Origin of the sequence: Rhodopirellula sp. MGV (assembly GCF_002251265.1) — a bacterium.
Taxonomy (GTDB): domain Bacteria; phylum Planctomycetota; class Planctomycetia; order Pirellulales; family Pirellulaceae; genus Stieleria; species Stieleria baltica_A.
On sequence record NZ_NPDI01000046.1, the window covers coordinates 49,690 to 64,498 of the forward strand.

A 14,809-nucleotide genomic window follows, 5' to 3' on the forward strand; every position below is an offset into this window, starting at 1 on the left:
GACTTGCGATGACACCGTTGCGACGAAGTGCCGATAATGCATTGGTTGGCATCGACATCGGCGGCGCCAATTTGAAGTACGCCGACAATCAAGGTCGCACGCTCGCGGTGGATTTTCCGCTCTGGCGCAAGTCGGATGACTTGGCCAAACAGTTGATCGAAGACCTACGAAGTTTTGCCCCGCTTGAACGATTGCTGGTCACGATGACTGGGGAGCTTGCGGACTGTTTCCTGGACCGCGGGATTGGCGTTCGACACATTGTCGATCATGCGAATCAAGCTGCTGACGCTGTTGGCGTACCGCTTTCGATCTATGGCGTCGGCGGGCGCTGGTACTCGCCTAGTCAGGCAAGGGACGAATCGGATCATGTGGCGGCGGCCAACTGGCATGCCCTGGCAGCGTTCACCGGTTTGGATATCGAAAGCGACGGTCTGGTGTTGTTAGTTGACATCGGCAGCACGACGAGTGATTTGATTCCAATTCGTGACGGAAAGGTCGCGACGGAGGCTGTGACGGACTTCGATCGTTTGTGTGAAGGATCGCTGGTTTATGTCGGCGGCCAACGTACGCCGGTTTGTGCTCTGGTTGATCGCTTGCACATCGAGGGTCGCAGCGTTCCAGTGATGCGAGAAGTGTTCAGTACGATGGACGACGTTCGGTTGTTGCTTGGCTTTGTCAAACCCTCGGCATCTTGTGAAACGGCTGACGGATCACCGCGGGATTTATTTCATTCGGCGAATCGGTTGGCGCGAATGGTCGGACTTGGTCATCGAGAAGTGAGTCTCGAGTCTGCGGGGGACTTGGCCCTGCAAGTGCATCAAGCTGCTCGCAAGGCGGTACACGATGGCCTGGAACGGTTGAAGTCAGACTATCCGTGGATTGCAAACGCACGGTTGGTTTTGTCCGGGCATGCAGACGACTTAGTAAGTGGCAACTTCGATGCGGTCTCTTTGTCAGCACTGCTTGGTGTCGACCTGTCACGGTGTGCTCCTGCGTATGCGCTCGTTCGCTTATGGGAGGCAAACGCTTGCGTCGCGTCGTAAAGCTTGGCGGCAGCTTGCTATTGCAGCCCCAGTTGGTCAGTGGCCTGCGAACTTGGTTAGCAGACCAGACTCCAGCGAGTAATCTGATGATTGCGGGCGGCGGACAATTGATTGATGCCGTCCGTGAACTTGATGGGATTTATCGGAGCGACTCGCCCTGGGTGCACTGGCAGTGTGTCGAATTGTTACGAACGACGATCGGCTGGTTGTCGCAACAGCTACCTGAAATGCAGTTCATCACAACCCCAGCGCAGTTCGAAACGCTCCGGTCTCCTGAATTGCCCAACGGAAATTACTTGCTGCAAGTTGATTCTTTCTACAACCGCGGTGTCGACCCGATTTTGCCTGAAGATTGGCGAACGACGACTGACGCGATTGCCGGATATTTAGCAATGCGTCTCAACGCCGACGAATTGGTGCTGCTAAAGTCTTGCGATACGGATCCGACGCTGAGCATCGAGCAGCTCGCAGAGCGAGGCATTGTCGATGAAGCCTTGCCGTTGATTGCGCCGGAATTGCCACCGATTCGAATCGTAAACTTTGCATCGTTGATTGAGTCATGACAGCGGTATTGGGTTTGTCCGCCTTCTATCACGATTCGGCGGCTGCTTTGATCGTCGACGGCGAGGTGATCGCTGCAGCACAAGAAGAACGATTCAGTCGCATCAAGCATGACGAGCGGTTCCCGTCCCGAGCGATCGAGTATTGCCTGCGTGAAGCTGGTCTGACCGTTTCAGACCTTGATTATGTTGGCTTCTATGAAAAGCCGCTGGTCAAATTCGACCGCTTGATTGAAACCTATCTGTCGTATGCACCGCGCGGGTTCCGCTCGTTCTACAAAGCGATGCCGACTTGGGTGTCCGAAAAACTGCGGATTCGGCACCATATTCGCCGTGGCTTGAAGGGGCAATACAAGCGTCGCATCGTGTTTTGTGGTCACCATCAAGCACATGCGGCGAGTGCGTTCTTGATGTCACCTTTTGAGTCTGCGGCGATCATGACGATGGATGGCGTCGGCGAATGGGCAACATCTACATTGGGGATCGGGGCTGGCAACCGAATTAACCTGACACACGAATTGTGTTTCCCTGATTCGTTGGGTTTGCTGTACTCCGCGTTCACGTATTACTGTGGATTTCGCGTGAACGATGGCGAGTACAAGCTGATGGGATTGGCGCCGTACGGGCAGCCAAAGTACGTCGATCTGATCCTGCAAAAGCTGGTTGATCTTCGCGATGACGGTTCGTTTCAGTTGAATCAGAAGTACTTCGGCTATTGCCAGACGTTGACGATGACGACCGCAAACTTTCATCGTCTATTTGGGCGCGAACCGCGCCGCAAGGATGAACCGATCGAGCAACTCGACAAGGATCTCGCCGCTTCGGTGCAGGTGGTCGCTGAACAGATTGTGTCGCAAGCGGCAGCAAAGCTGCACCAAATCAGCAACCAGGACAACTTGTGTTTAGCCGGTGGTGTAGCACTCAATTGCGTTGCCAACGGACGGTTGCTTCGCGAAGGTCCGTTCCAGCAGATATGGATTCAGCCCGCAGCGGGCGATGCTGGCGGCGCGATTGGCGTAGCCGCATTGATTTGGAACCAATTGCTTGGCAATGAACGTCTTTGTGGCGTTGGGGATTTCCAACGAGGCAGCTTGTTGGGGCCGTCGTTTGACGACTCGTCGGTCAGGGTAATGCTTGAACAGGACGGTGTCGCGTTTAAGCATTTCACTGATGCCACGTCGCTGAACGAATATGTCGCCAGCTTGTTGGCAAAGGGAGCCGTCGTCGGACGGTTTGCAGGACGTGCCGAATACGGGCCACGCGCGCTAGGAAACCGAAGCATCTTGGGCGATCCACGTCGCAGGGAGATGCAATCGACAATGAACTTGAAAATCAAGTTTCGTGAATCATTTCGGCCGTTCGCGCCAGCAGTGTTGGCGGAGCATGCGGGCGAGTATTTCGACTTGGCCGAATCGGCATCGAGCCCCTACATGTTGTTGGTCTGCCAAGTGAAGAACGACGCGTTGCCTGCGGTTACGCATGTAGACGGTAGTGCACGGGTGCAGACGGTTGATGGGCAAACCAATCCGGGGTTTGCAGGTCTGCTGCGCGAGTTCAAGCGTCAAACGGGCTGCCCGGTGTTGATCAACACCAGTTTCAATGTCCGTGGCGAACCGATCGTCGGATCGCCAGAGGACGCGCTTGCATGTTTCTACAAGACGGGAATGGACGCGGTCGTGCTTGAAAACCACGTCGTCGAGAAACAAACCCTGTGACGTTTCGCGTGACTACTTGGAGTCCAAGCGTGTGCGCAAAACCGCAAAGTCGGCCACCGAATCGGCTTTCAGTTTGCGAAGCGCAGATTGGCGACGACGGTCGACCGTGCGTGGGCTGATCGTCAGCTGCCGAGAAATCTCGCGGTTGGGGTAGCCTTTGGTCGCAAGGTCCAACACTGCCGCTTCTTCGTTGGAAAGTTGGCTCAGCAGGTATTCTGCTTCGGCAATTTTCGACGCGCGATGCTGGTCGTCTTCGGACCGTTGCATCGCGACTTCGATTTCGTTTGCCAAGCGTTGCAGATGGAACGGCTTTTCGACCACGCTGACTGCACCGAGTTTCATCGCGGAGACGGCGGTTTCGACGTCAGCGAAGGCGGTCAGCAAGATCACCGACAGCATGGAGCCGCGACTACTTAGACGCCGAATCAACTCCACGCCGCCAAGTTCTGGCATGCGTAGGTCGCTGATCACACATCCCACCTCGTCCGGTTTAACGGTGTCGAGTAATTGTTTGGGGTGGTCGAAAGTGATCGGTTTATAGCCGAACTCTCGAAGTGATAGCGCAAGGCTGGAAAGAAATTCTCGCTCGTCGTCGACGATGTAGAGCGATTTGCTGACAGTCTTTTCGGCGAAGTGATTCACCGGTGCAGTTAGTGATGAGGCCATAGAGGCAGTGCAATCTGAAGAGGTCTAAACATGTCAGGTTGATATGAGACCCGAGGCGTTCCGTTCTACGACAGCCGAGCCATCGATTCGGGTCACTGATTGATCGGGTAGTTAGCCCAATTCCGCCCCTAGGGTTTTGAGTGATCCATTGCTGACGGGGTGTATTCCGACCCCAAAACAGCATGTCCCGGCGACAGGGTCGCCCAAAACACTGTTCCTGATTTTATGCCAAATGACGTCAGCAAGCCAACGACTGCCGGCGTTTACATTAATTTTTTCTTCACTTTTTGCCTGCGGGGGGCGGAGAGTCTTCGCAAGCGTCAACCGCGTGGCAGCGATTTAAGCGTTGTTGTCACCAACATTGCGACGCGTTCAATCGCCGCAATTGAGCTCTGGCAAGCGTTTAAACTCTTCTCTTCCTCGGCAAGGCGACTCTTTTCAATCAGCAGCGAGAGCACTTGGATCCCCATCGACGCGACCGAAAGTTCGTTGTTGATTTTGTGAAGCGACCGCCTCAAATCGGTGATCGGCAAGCTTTGCGCTGTAGCCGCAAAGTGTCCGAGCAAACCGATCGCCGTCCCGTTTTCACTTGGATCGGCGAAGACACTCAGGGATTCGTCGATGGTTGTTCGATTGGGTTCTGTTGCCAGCTCGTAGCTCTGGTTCAGGATCCCTGTCGAGTCAGCATTGGCAAGCCAGCTCAATCGAGTTTTGATGACTTCTGAGTCTGGTGAGCCGATGCGTTCGAGTGGATGTCGATGCTTGACGCGTGGATCCTTGAAACCTGGATCGCGGAACAGACGCTGTGCTTGGCTATCGCCCCAGACTCGATCAACTTTGATCGAGTCCTCGGTCAGTCGTCCTTTCCAGAAAATCGCATCAAACACGAGGCATCCCGATTATCGGAGACGGCTTTTTAGAATGTCATTGAGACGGCCGATCGTGATCTCCGACGAATCGACTCCGCCGAGAACGTCTTTGCTCATCTCTGCGAGCAGCTGGTCTGCTTTGGCAACAAGCTGTTGTGAGCTAGCACTCTTTGTCGTGAACCAGGATTGCAGTTTCTGTTGTTGTTCGACGAAGACTCGATCCGCGTTGGCGGCCATCTTTTGCTTGGTGGCTTGGACCTGGCGTGCGATCGCTTCACTCGCCGCGTTCTGCAGGATGTCACCGAGGTTCGTGTCCATTTTCATGGCCAGGTGTTGCCACGTGCCTTCGAACTCCGCTTTGATCGTGATCAAGTCGACGCTGTCGAGACTTTCACGAAGGGCGTCGGTCGCGGCCAGTTTGTCGAATTTCGAATCGACATCCAGACCCAACTTCACACCGGACTGTTTGCAAGCGAGGATGCCGTGTACCTGGTCGCCTTCGCTTCGCATCTGGACCCAGACTTCGCGGCGGCCACCGTTAATCGAGACAACAGCGTCGTTATCGTTACCCAGTCGCATTGACGGGGCTTCGGATTCGGGCCAGTGAATCGTCAAGCGGTCGATATCGCTTCCGCTGCGACGGTCACGGACATAACCGACTTTGACAAGTTGTGGTCCGTCTAATTGCAACTCCGCTCGCAGCGGTTCGTCCAGCAGAGTTGGTGACGGCGTGAGGTTTTCGACCGTGCCGGTCAGTGAGTAGGCATTGCCGCCGGCACGCATCAGGCCTTGAACTTCACAGGATCGGACCAAGACATCGGGGCGTCGTGATTCACCCAACAGGTCAATGTCAACACCGCGTGAACGTTCGTTTTCGGGCGCAACCACGGTGTAGTTTGCAATGGTACGGCCGTTTTCCCAGTACTCTTTGATCGTCGAGATCTGGTCTCGGACTGCGTTGCTGACGAGGTCGATTCCCGCGTTCTTGGACTGTGACAAATCACCCGGAACAAACTGGTCGATGCGTTTTAAATCGGTTTGTTTGGCAAGTTCAAGCGTTTTGAGGTCGGCTTGAAAACGCTGTGGCAGCGATTCCAGTGACGCGATGATCGACTTCAGTTCGGCGCGAGTTTCGTCGGCAAGGTTGACGGTGTTGCCGATTCGGTCCCAGTCACGCAGCGGATTCTCGATCGCCTTGGCGCTCGTTTTGAATTCGCGAATCTTGTTCTCAAGTTCCTTCGCACGATTGGCCAACTCGTTGTATTCACGCTCGTAGCGTTGCTTGATCTCTTCGCTCGCTTGGACCGTTGCCAATTCGTCAGCGGCGTGTTCGACCTGGTCCGTCAGCTTGTCGGTAATGCCGCCGATCATTTGACTCATTACGCCGGGACCATCCGAAAGGCTATCGATGTTGTCCTCGTCGGAAACATCAGGTTCGAAGTGTCCGCTGGTCGAGCGAGTGGAGCCAATTTGAATTCCGGTGATCCGGCCGCGGTTGGCGACTAAGCGGCGGTGCAGCAATGCATCACCGTCGAGTTCCAACTCGATCGCTTCGGCGCGAAGTGCATCACGCATTGCTTTTTGGTCACGCGGGTCGGCGACGCTGAATTCTTCGAAGCGGACGCGCGGTGGGTACAGCACCACTTGTGCGCTGCCGATTTCGACCTTCGCACCCGTTGCCGTTTGAAGTCCCTTGATCGTTACCCAGCGGGCAACCGGGCCTAGTCCAAAGTGCAGCAGCACCAGGACCGCCAAGACGATCAAAACACGTGTAAGTAGGTATCGCCAGCGAATCATCCTGCCGCTTTCCTTTGCTGGGAGTAACGCAGTTGTTGAAGCAAATAGTTCAACGCTTCGTCGTTGGATGTTGTTTGATCGGTGTCAGGGTCCGCAGGCTGATCGCTATCACGATAGTCCTTCATGCGGATTACATCGATTTTGGTTTCGATCGAAACCAACTGTTCGTTATCGGGCAGTTGCTCTGCCGTTGCCGTTTCCGTCACGTTGGGTTTGGATGCGGTCGCGGGAACAAACTCGGTTTCCGATGTCAGCACGCTATCGACCGGCACTGTGCCGGATGCGGCTAATGCGGTCGCACTGTCGTTCTCGCGATCGGACTTCTTTCTCCATCGCGGCGGACGTGAGCTTGCTTGGGAATCGTCGATCCGAACCGATACAGGTGGGACCGCGTGCGATTGGTCCGTGTTTTGTTTCTCGGCGTTCGGATCTTCCGCGATCGCTTCGTCAGTGCTGTCAGCATTTTCAGCGTCGGCTTCTTGCTTTTCTTCTTCTTCAGCCGGCGCGATCCAGCGGAAGAACGGCAGCGTGATTTTGTAAACCGGCCAAACGGAAGCGACGCCAATTAAAAAACTGCCCAAGACGACGGTGTTGTTCAGATTCGTCCAGGGCACGAACGGCAGCGTCCACGCTTGCACGGCGATCTGGTGGCCCTTGGGGTGGTTCAACAGGTATTCGCCGAGTTGGTGCGAGTAATCGTCCAAACCCGGTGCAATGAATGAGATCCCAATCGCGACAGCGGCCATCAAGGCATGGTTGATTTGGAAGCTCAGGACCGCCAGCAAGACGACGACCGCCAGCAGGTTGCCATGTGGCATGATGCCCAGCAGCACACCGAACGCACAGCCGGCTGCCAATTGACGTGGGAATCGACGGTCCGCAATGGCTTTGCGCAGGTTGTTGAGCAACTTCAGCGAGAATACGACCATCGCAGTGCGCCTCCATGCGCACACTTAACTACAAATTGTCTATCGATGGGTGTCATCGGCAATCACACCAGCAGATATTCAATACAACCGGCACAAATTCACACGCCAGATGGATTCGACGAATTTCTGTGACGTTGCAGGGTGAAAGACGCGTGTGTCACTGACGCGGGCGTGAAACACACCGTTTCAAGACACGCCTTGGTGCGATACGCGCGAGTGAAGTGCGTCAGCGGCAGCAACGCCAGCGCACAAAAAAACGCTGCCGAAGTGACGCGGCAGCGTTTCTGTGATAGGTCAGTCGATCGTTCAAAAAGCGAGCTCAGCTGTCTTCGCTGAGTGAGCTTTGCGATTGCGAATCGTCCGAGAGTGAGTCTCCTGACAACGATTCCGAACCGGTTTCTGATTGGCGGGCTTCGGCGATACGAGTCGCTTCACCAACAACGGCCATCGCCGAGCGGAGTTCGATTGGCGAGAACCAGCGGATGTTGCCGGTGTACTGGCTCTCGACGCGGTTTTTCGCGGCCAGTTCTTGCCACGACATTTTGTCCATCAGGTTCCACGCGGCCGCTTGTGCGGTGTTTTGCGCGACTTGTTGGTTGCCAAGTGCTTCGCAAAGAACGTGAACGCGTTCGTCGCCGGTGACCATTCCCAGCGGAACGATTTTGTAAGCCATTTTCGGGGTCGGGTCGGGCTTGCCATGTTCCAAGCAAACGGTCGTCACGGCCAGCTTCTGTTGGCGATTGGGTGCGACACGCATCATGCCGCCCATGCCACCCATGCCGCCGCCCATACCACCCATTCCGCCGCCCATGCCTCCCATTCCGCCGCCGCCCATGCCACCACCCATGGCTTGACCGCCGCCACCGCCACCGCCCATGCCACCGCCCATACCACCCATACCGCCTCCCATTCCACCCATGCCGCCCATTCCACCCATCTGGCGGTTGATGGGGACACCGGCGAATGCGGAGGGAAGACGCAGTTCCATGGGTTGGTCGGTCAGGTTGCGAACCAAGACGTTTGCTTTGGCAGCACTGATCGGAATGAATTTGACATCGATCTTTCCTTCGTCCATGGCGGCGAAGAATTCGGTCTCGGCAGCTTGGGGTTCGGCCGGGACATCAGCAACCGCTGTCGAAGCGACGAGAGCGAGCGTAGCTGCGAACGCACCACCGAAGACGCGCCGCGAGAATTTGCGAATAGAAGGCATTTCGAGTCGATAGAACACTGCGGAGTTCCTTGTGCGATTGTTGTCGCCCGGTGATGAGGCTGTCGCCCGGAAACGACGAGGTTTGGGGATACCAACACCGCCCCGCCAGCGACCACGTGTGGCCAGCCGGATCGAGTCTGGTGAAACCGGGGGTGAGAGGAAGAAGGCGTCGAGATCTGCGTTCCGATATTCCCCAGGGGATGCGCAGAATCGTTTCCTCTTGCCGCTTTCAGCATAGTTCGGCGAAAAGCTGGAACCAAGACAAAAGGTTCCGAAGATCCCAGTGGAAAGATAGAAAATCGCAAAACCGGAACAGGGCGGGTAATCGGACAGCGGCAAACGTCGGATCTGTTGGCGGAAAATTGCCAACTAGAGGTCGATTCGCTGGTTGCGAGGGAACAAAAAACGGTTGAGCCTCCGAGGTCATCGGAGACTCAACCGAATCGTTTGAAATCGCAAGTTTGCAAGTGACCTTCGGAATGCTCCCACAGCACTTCGACGGTCACCGCAATCCTGTTCGCCAGCGCCGAGCCAACCAAACAGTTCGCTCTCACCGGTAATTTGATCCATCGTCCAAATGAGCCACCGTGGTCCGGTTTCTCTGAGGGTGAACAAGCGAATGGTTTCAACTTTGTTTTCAGAATGCAGGTCTGCCCATTTAGGTTGACTTTGCCGGTGCAAAGTACGTCATCGATTGACCGACAACCGCGGCTCGTGGCGGACGAATCTTTCCCAATCCATCTGCAGCAGGAGGCCAATGCGTCTGCAGCAGGAGGGTTGCCCCCGCTCAAACGACGGGGTGTGTGCGTCAAACACGCGATTGAATCCCCCCATCGTCGGTCCAGAAACAATCTTTTACATCGTTGTTACATGAAACGGTCTATGTCGAGACAGACACGGAACAACAACTTCGTAAACTTCCCCGCGTTCCGATTGTTGCTCGGCCTCGCAAAAGCGAAGCGACTCTTGCTGGCAAATCAAGGTTCGAGCACCTGCTAGCAGCTTTAGACCTCCCACAACGGACTCCGTCACGATGGCGAACGTAATCGAAACCCCTAAGAAGAAGAAAAAACCGGGCAAGTCACAGCGACTCGAATATGCGGACGTCGAAGTGGCGCAGGACGTCGCGACCGGTGATGCGGTAACTGTTGAAACCAAACGCAATAATCCAGGCGTGAACCTTTCGGGGATCCCTGCACGAGATCGTAAGCGAGCGGCAAATATCTCGTGGTGGGCGATCGGATGGCTTGGGATGGCGCACCTGGTCGTTTTGATCGGCGCACCGTTGACTTTCACCTGGCAAGGCTTGGCCGTCGCGCTCGTCCTGCACTGGCTGACCGGCAGCATCGGGATCTGCTTGTGCTACCACCGTTTGCTAACCCATGCGGGGATGAAAACGCCAACTTGGTTCAAGTACGTTTTGACGAGCATCGGTTGCTTGGCTGGCGAAGGAACCCCACTCGACTGGGTTGCTGACCACCGCAACCACCACAAAAACAGCGACCACGAGGGCGACCCGCACTCGCCACACGATGGCGGATGGTGGAGCCACATTTTCTGGCTCGCTTATCACACCCACAATGGTGACCGCAAAGCGTACCTGCAGAAGTGGGCGCCAGACATGTACAAGCTTCGCGGTATGCGATTCATGGATTACATGTTTTTGCCGATTCACATCGCTTCGGGATTCATCCTGTTCGGACTGGGCTACTACTTCAGTGGCGTTGAAATGGGAACCTCGTTGGTCGTCTGGGGCGTGTTCGTCCGCTTGGTCGGTGTTCTGCACGCGACGTGGATGGTCAACAGTGCTTCACACATGTGGGGTTACAAGAACTACGAAACCACTGACGACAGCCGCAACAACTGGTTGGTCGCGATCGTTGCCTACGGTGAAGGGTGGCACAACAATCACCACGCTCACCCACGTATGGCCAAGCACGGTCATAAGTGGTGGGAATTCGATATCACATGGCAGGCGATCAAGTTGTTCCGCGCCGTTGGGTTGGTCTGGGACGTTGTCGACTACCGTACGATCGCCGAAAAGAAAGCTCGTGACGCGAAGGCTTCGGCCTAGTGAAAGGTCACGCGGGTAACGCAGCATCGTTTCGCTTGACCACGATTGACAATACCGTGTGGGAATGACCCAATCTTGGGTCCACACACCTGATTGATGCCCGATCGGATTCTGTCCGATCGGGTTTTTCTGTTGGATCACGAACTATGACAACGAATCTGCAATCCACACGTTACTTCCAGCATCGATTCCCCAAAGTCGAGCAGTACCTGCATCATCGAGCGCCGTATTTGTTGGTCGAATCGATTTCCGAAATCTCGAGGGACCGAATCGAGACCGAAGCGGTGGTTGGGACGGAGACGTTCTATTCGGCAGGGCATTTTCCCGGAGCACCTGTGCTGCCAGGGGCATTGATGCAAGAGGTGACAACTCAGTCAGCGGGCATTCTGATCGCGGCTGAGTACAACCCGATGGAATCCTTTGATACGTCGGATCCTGGCGTCAACGAGTTCGCACTTGGTGTGTTGGTGCGAGTCAATCACGCGAAATATCGCGGCTTTGCCCGGCCAGGCGATCGTTTGAAAGTAATCGTGGAGTTGACGGATCAATTGGCCAACTGCTTCGAATTTCGAGGCCGAGTGTTGAAGGGAGAAACCGCAATCATGGATAACGGCTTCCAATTGGCCAACATCCTGTCATCGACGCTGGTGGGCGAAAACGGCGAGGGCTGATCATCGTTGTGAATCTACGATGAGATCTGCCAATCGCCGGTATTCGCCGGGTTGAGTAAGTGAAGGGGGCCGCGTCATAATCCCCTTTGGTCAGGAGGAGTCGCGGCCCAACCGCCGCACGCTGGTCTCCTTAGGCCCAGAATTCGGACAGGCTTTTTCAACTCAGTGGCAGCGATGATAGATCTAAATTCGATGATGGAGCTCGGCGGATTGATTGGCCTGATGGCTGAAACCGGTGCAGCGGAGGCCTCTTCGGAGGCTGCCGCGAAAGCTGGTGAGATGGCTGCCGACAGTCTGTTTTCGGTGGGCGGTATGATCACGCTTGGCATGCTGGTCCTGCTGCAGGCGGTGCTCGGATTCGACAACCTGCTTTATATTTCGATCGAAAGCAAACGGGTTGCCGAGCAAGACCAGTCGAAGGTTCGCAAGTGGGGCATCGGTCTGGCAATCGTGTTCCGGATTGTGCTGCTGTTCGTCGTGGTCAAGTTGATCGAATTACTTCAGGAATCATTCTTCGAATTCAGTTCGACGCCGCTGTCACTCAGCGTGTCCGGACACAGCTTGATCGTGATTGGCGGTGGGGCGTTTATCCTTTGGACTGCCGTCAAGGAAATCTATCACCTGCTCGCCGCGGACGACCTTGATCACGGTGGCGAAGGCGGCGCTGAAAAGTCATCTGTCGGAAAAGCGATCGCGTTGATCGTGGTGATGAACCTTGTCTTTTCGTTTGATTCGATTCTCAGTGCGATGGCGTTGACCAAGAGCCTGGCCATCATGGCGACCGCGATCGTGATCAGCGGATTGTTGATGATTTGGCTGGCGGATCATGTGGCGGAGTTTTTGAAGAAGAACCGAATGTACGAAGTCCTAGGATTGTTCATCCTCTTCATCGTCGGCGTGATGCTGGTCAGCGAAGGTGGACACCTCGCCGAAATCCAGTTGTTTGGGTACCACGTTCACCCCATGGCTAAATCGACGTTTTACTTTGTCCTGATTGTGTTGATCATTGTGGATGTGGTGCAGGGACGTTACCAGCGAAAACTGATGCAGGAGAAAGAACGCCAGCGATTGGCGGCTGCCAAGGCGAACGCTTGATAGGTCGACTATCATGAACGCATCGTATTGCCCCGCCGTGTTCGCGTTTTCCGTGTTTGATCCGAACACGATCTCTCCCACCCACCGAAACCCCCACCCACAGAATCGAAGTACTCCCATGATCCGACTCTTCCTTCCAACTGTCTGCTTGGCGATCGTTATGTCCGCGACCGTTCGTGCCGAAAACGAATCTTCTCCCGTGAAGCCGACCGGTCTACTAAGGCACGCGGTGTTCCTGGATTTCAAAGACTCGGCCAGCGAAGCGGATGTCCAATCTGTCGTCGACGCTTTCGTGGCACTGCCTAGCAAAATCGACTCGATCGTCGACTTGCAATACGGCGTCAACAACAGCCCCGAGGGATTGGATGATGGGTACACGCACTGTTTCTTGCTCTCGTTTAAAGACGAAGCGGGACGCGCGAAATATCTGCCCCATCCGGCCCACAAAGAATTCGGCAACGTGCTGCGTCCACACATGGAAAATGCGTTCGTGGTCGATTACTGGGGCGACCCCGAACAGCCGAAGCTCGATCAGCCGCTGTTGCACGCGGTCTTTTTCGAATTCAAAGCCGACGCACCGAAGGAAGGTGTCCAACAAGTCGAAAACGCTTTTGCCGCCCTGCCAGGAAAGATCGACACGATCAAAGCGTTTGAGTGGGGCACGAATGTTAGCCCCGAAAAGTTAAATCAAGGTTTCACACATTGTTTCTTGGTGACGTTCGATAGCGAGCAAGGTCGCAAAGAGTACTTGCCGCATCCGGCTCACCAAGCATTCGTGACAGTGTTGAAACCTGTTCTCAGCAAAGTACGTGTGTTGGACTTCTGGGCGAAGAGCCCTTAGTCGCTACGCAGCCAAGTCAATCAACTCGCTCGACTCCAATTTTGAAAAGCATCTGATGTTGTATGCCGTCATCATGGCCGGTGGTAGTGGAACCCGTTTTTGGCCTGCGAGCCGCAAGTTGCGTCCAAAGCAACTGCTTGCCTTGTCGGGTTCTGACACGATGATTCAATCGACCAGCCAGCGATTGGGCGGGTTGGTTCCGGCGGATCGCCAGTTGATTTTGACCAATCAGGTGCTTGTCGATGCGATTTCCGAACAGTTGCCCGCTCTGCCGGCGAGCAATGTCATTGGGGAGCCAGCCAAGCGAGACACCGCACCGTGTATCGGCTTGGCGGCATCGTTAATTGCGGCGCGTGATCCCGAAGCCATTATGGCCGTGATGCCTTCCGATCATGTGATTGGGACCGACGAGCAATTCTGTGCGGACTTGAAAGCCGCCGAAAAGCTGGTGGAAGATGATCCCACTCGGATCGTGACGTTTGGGATCAAACCGACTTACCCAGCGGAATCGTTCGGCTACATCCAACGTGGTCAATCGATCGAGGGCGATTCCGATAAAGCGTTCGCTGTCGAACAGTTCCGTGAAAAGCCAGATTGCGAAACCGCGACGAAGTATTTGGAGTCGGGTGACTTTTATTGGAACAGCGGCATCTTTTTGTGGAAGGCGAAAACGATCCTCGACGCATTGAAGGCCAACCAGCCTGAGATGTTCGCCCACATCGAAAAGATCGCCGCCGCGATTGATACCCCCGAATATGAAGACGTCTTGGATCGAGAATTCAAAGCGATCTCGGGAACCTCGATCGACTATGCCGTGATGGAAACCTACAAGAACGTCGTCGTGATCGAAGCAGGTTTTTCATGGGACGACTTGGGAAGCTGGCAATCACTTGGGCGTCTGCATCCTTCGGACCAAGCAGGCAACACTGCGGTGGGTGACCATATCGGAATCGATACGACAGGATCAATCATCTTTGGTGATTCAGACCATACGATCGTGACCATTGGTGTGGAGGACTTGATTGTCGTTCATACCAAAGATGCAACCTTGGTCGCCCCGAAGCACGCCGAGGAGCGTGTTCGTGAAGCGGTTAAATTGCTCGAACAAAACTCTCGGGTTGATCGGTTGTAGATCGTGTTCCGAGATTCGCGATCGATGCTGTATGAAGAGCCGAGCGTCGAGCCCGGTTTCTGTCGTCGCCAATCGCGATTCCTGTTCTCTTGACACTGCACGCGTTGCCTTTTCGCAACGTGTGCGGCATTGCGTTTCAGTCAAGAAGTTGAAATTGGCGTACTTTTGCCGCCAACCTTGGTGGTTTTAGTCGTCTGGCGGCCACTT

Annotated in this window: 13 protein-coding genes; 8 read left to right on the top strand and 5 right to left on the bottom strand. The window is 55.1% G+C overall.

Translation table 11 applies throughout. The features are described 5' to 3' along the window. The first annotated feature begins 8 nt into the window (after positions 1 to 8). The 3 genes from CGZ80_RS16610 to CGZ80_RS16620 are packed head-to-tail and all read left to right on the top strand — an operon-like array spanning position 9 to position 3,318. The gene (locus CGZ80_RS16610) at positions 9 to 1,043 is read left to right on the top strand and encodes a hydantoinase/oxoprolinase family protein (RefSeq protein ID WP_094416458.1); all 1,035 of its coding nucleotides are present in this window, start codon (positions 9 to 11) and stop codon (positions 1,041 to 1,043) included. Beyond that, positions 1,028 to 1,606 (top strand): protein kinase, encoded by a 579-nt coding sequence (locus tag CGZ80_RS16615; protein WP_143543981.1) that lies wholly within the window; start codon positions 1,028 to 1,030, stop codon positions 1,604 to 1,606. Before CGZ80_RS16610 ends, CGZ80_RS16615 begins: the two co-directional genes overlap by 16 nt. Next, positions 1,603 to 3,318 (top strand): carbamoyltransferase, encoded by a 1,716-nt coding sequence (locus CGZ80_RS16620; protein ID WP_094416462.1) that lies wholly within the window; start codon positions 1,603 to 1,605, stop codon positions 3,316 to 3,318. The genes CGZ80_RS16615 and CGZ80_RS16620 overlap by 4 nt, the downstream gene beginning before the upstream one ends. 12 nt (positions 3,319 to 3,330) lie before the next feature. Here the strand turns inward: CGZ80_RS16620 and CGZ80_RS16625 are convergent, their stop codons facing one another. The 5 genes from CGZ80_RS16625 to CGZ80_RS28690 form a co-directional block, all read right to left on the bottom strand. After that, a complete protein-coding gene (locus CGZ80_RS16625) occupies positions 3,331 to 3,960 on the bottom strand; it encodes a response regulator transcription factor (protein WP_158222737.1) in 630 nt (209 codons plus the stop codon). A 344-nt stretch (positions 3,961 to 4,304) separates the two neighbouring features. Further along, positions 4,305 to 4,871 (bottom strand): hypothetical protein, encoded by a 567-nt coding sequence (locus tag CGZ80_RS16630; protein WP_094416466.1) that lies wholly within the window; start codon positions 4,869 to 4,871, stop codon positions 4,305 to 4,307. A gap of 12 nt (positions 4,872 to 4,883) precedes the next feature. Then, on the bottom strand, positions 4,884 to 6,650 hold the full coding sequence (locus CGZ80_RS16635) for a TIGR03545 family protein (RefSeq protein WP_094416468.1): 1,767 nt from the start codon (positions 6,648 to 6,650) through the stop codon (positions 4,884 to 4,886). Further along, positions 6,647 to 7,579 (bottom strand): TIGR03546 family protein, encoded by a 933-nt coding sequence (locus tag CGZ80_RS16640; RefSeq protein ID WP_094416470.1) that lies wholly within the window; start codon positions 7,577 to 7,579, stop codon positions 6,647 to 6,649. The genes CGZ80_RS16635 and CGZ80_RS16640 overlap by 4 nt, the downstream gene beginning before the upstream one ends. Positions 7,580 to 7,898: 319 nt before the next feature. After that, positions 7,899 to 8,807 carry a hypothetical protein gene (locus CGZ80_RS28690; RefSeq protein ID WP_143543982.1) on the bottom strand — a complete coding sequence of 303 codons (909 nt, stop codon included), beginning with the start codon at positions 8,805 to 8,807 and terminating at the stop codon, positions 7,899 to 7,901. Between the two features lie 1,015 nt (positions 8,808 to 9,822). Between CGZ80_RS28690 and CGZ80_RS16650 the strand changes: the two genes are divergently transcribed. The 5 genes from CGZ80_RS16650 (at position 9,823) to CGZ80_RS16670 (ending at position 14,602) form a co-directional block, all read left to right on the top strand. After that, complete coding sequence (locus CGZ80_RS16650) at positions 9,823 to 10,863, top strand: acyl-CoA desaturase (RefSeq protein WP_094416474.1); 1,041 nt, start codon at positions 9,823 to 9,825, stop codon at positions 10,861 to 10,863. A 146-nt stretch (positions 10,864 to 11,009) separates the two neighbouring features. Further along, a complete protein-coding gene (locus CGZ80_RS16655; protein ID WP_094416476.1) occupies positions 11,010 to 11,534 on the top strand; it encodes a 3-hydroxyacyl-ACP dehydratase FabZ family protein in 525 nt (174 codons plus the stop codon). 327 nt (positions 11,535 to 11,861) lie between these two features. Further along, on the top strand, positions 11,862 to 12,629 hold the full coding sequence (locus CGZ80_RS16660) for a TerC family protein (RefSeq protein ID WP_094416525.1): 768 nt from the start codon (positions 11,862 to 11,864) through the stop codon (positions 12,627 to 12,629). Positions 12,630 to 12,747: 118 nt separating this feature from the next. Then, positions 12,748 to 13,470, top strand: a complete 723-nt coding sequence (locus CGZ80_RS28695; protein WP_233148473.1) for a Dabb family protein — start codon at positions 12,748 to 12,750, stop codon at positions 13,468 to 13,470. Positions 13,471 to 13,525: 55 nt separating this feature from the next. Further along, positions 13,526 to 14,602: a mannose-1-phosphate guanylyltransferase gene (locus tag CGZ80_RS16670; protein ID WP_094416478.1), complete on the top strand. Its 1,077-nt coding sequence runs from the start codon at positions 13,526 to 13,528 to the stop codon at positions 14,600 to 14,602. The last annotated feature ends 207 nt before the right edge of the window (positions 14,603 to 14,809 follow it).

Excerpts from the sequence above, each read along its gene's own strand:
- CGZ80_RS16610 (WP_094416458.1), top strand. The coding sequence starts at position 9 with ATGACACCGTTGCGACGAAGTGCCGATAATGCATTGGTTGGCATCGAC.
- CGZ80_RS16620 (WP_094416462.1), top strand. The coding sequence starts at position 1,603 with ATGACAGCGGTATTGGGTTTGTCCGCCTTCTATCACGATTCGGCGGCT.
- CGZ80_RS16635 (WP_094416468.1), bottom strand. The coding sequence starts at position 6,650 with ATGATTCGCTGGCGATACCTACTTACACGTGTTTTGATCGTCTTGGCG.
- CGZ80_RS16640 (WP_094416470.1), bottom strand. The coding sequence starts at position 7,579 with ATGGTCGTATTCTCGCTGAAGTTGCTCAACAACCTGCGCAAAGCCATT.
- CGZ80_RS16650 (WP_094416474.1), top strand. The coding sequence starts at position 9,823 with ATGGCGAACGTAATCGAAACCCCTAAGAAGAAGAAAAAACCGGGCAAG.
- CGZ80_RS16655 (WP_094416476.1), top strand. The coding sequence starts at position 11,010 with ATGACAACGAATCTGCAATCCACACGTTACTTCCAGCATCGATTCCCC.
- CGZ80_RS16660 (WP_094416525.1), top strand. The coding sequence starts at position 11,862 with ATGCTGGTCCTGCTGCAGGCGGTGCTCGGATTCGACAACCTGCTTTAT.
- CGZ80_RS28695 (WP_233148473.1), top strand. The coding sequence starts at position 12,748 with ATGATCCGACTCTTCCTTCCAACTGTCTGCTTGGCGATCGTTATGTCC.
- CGZ80_RS16670 (WP_094416478.1), top strand. The coding sequence starts at position 13,526 with ATGTTGTATGCCGTCATCATGGCCGGTGGTAGTGGAACCCGTTTTTGG.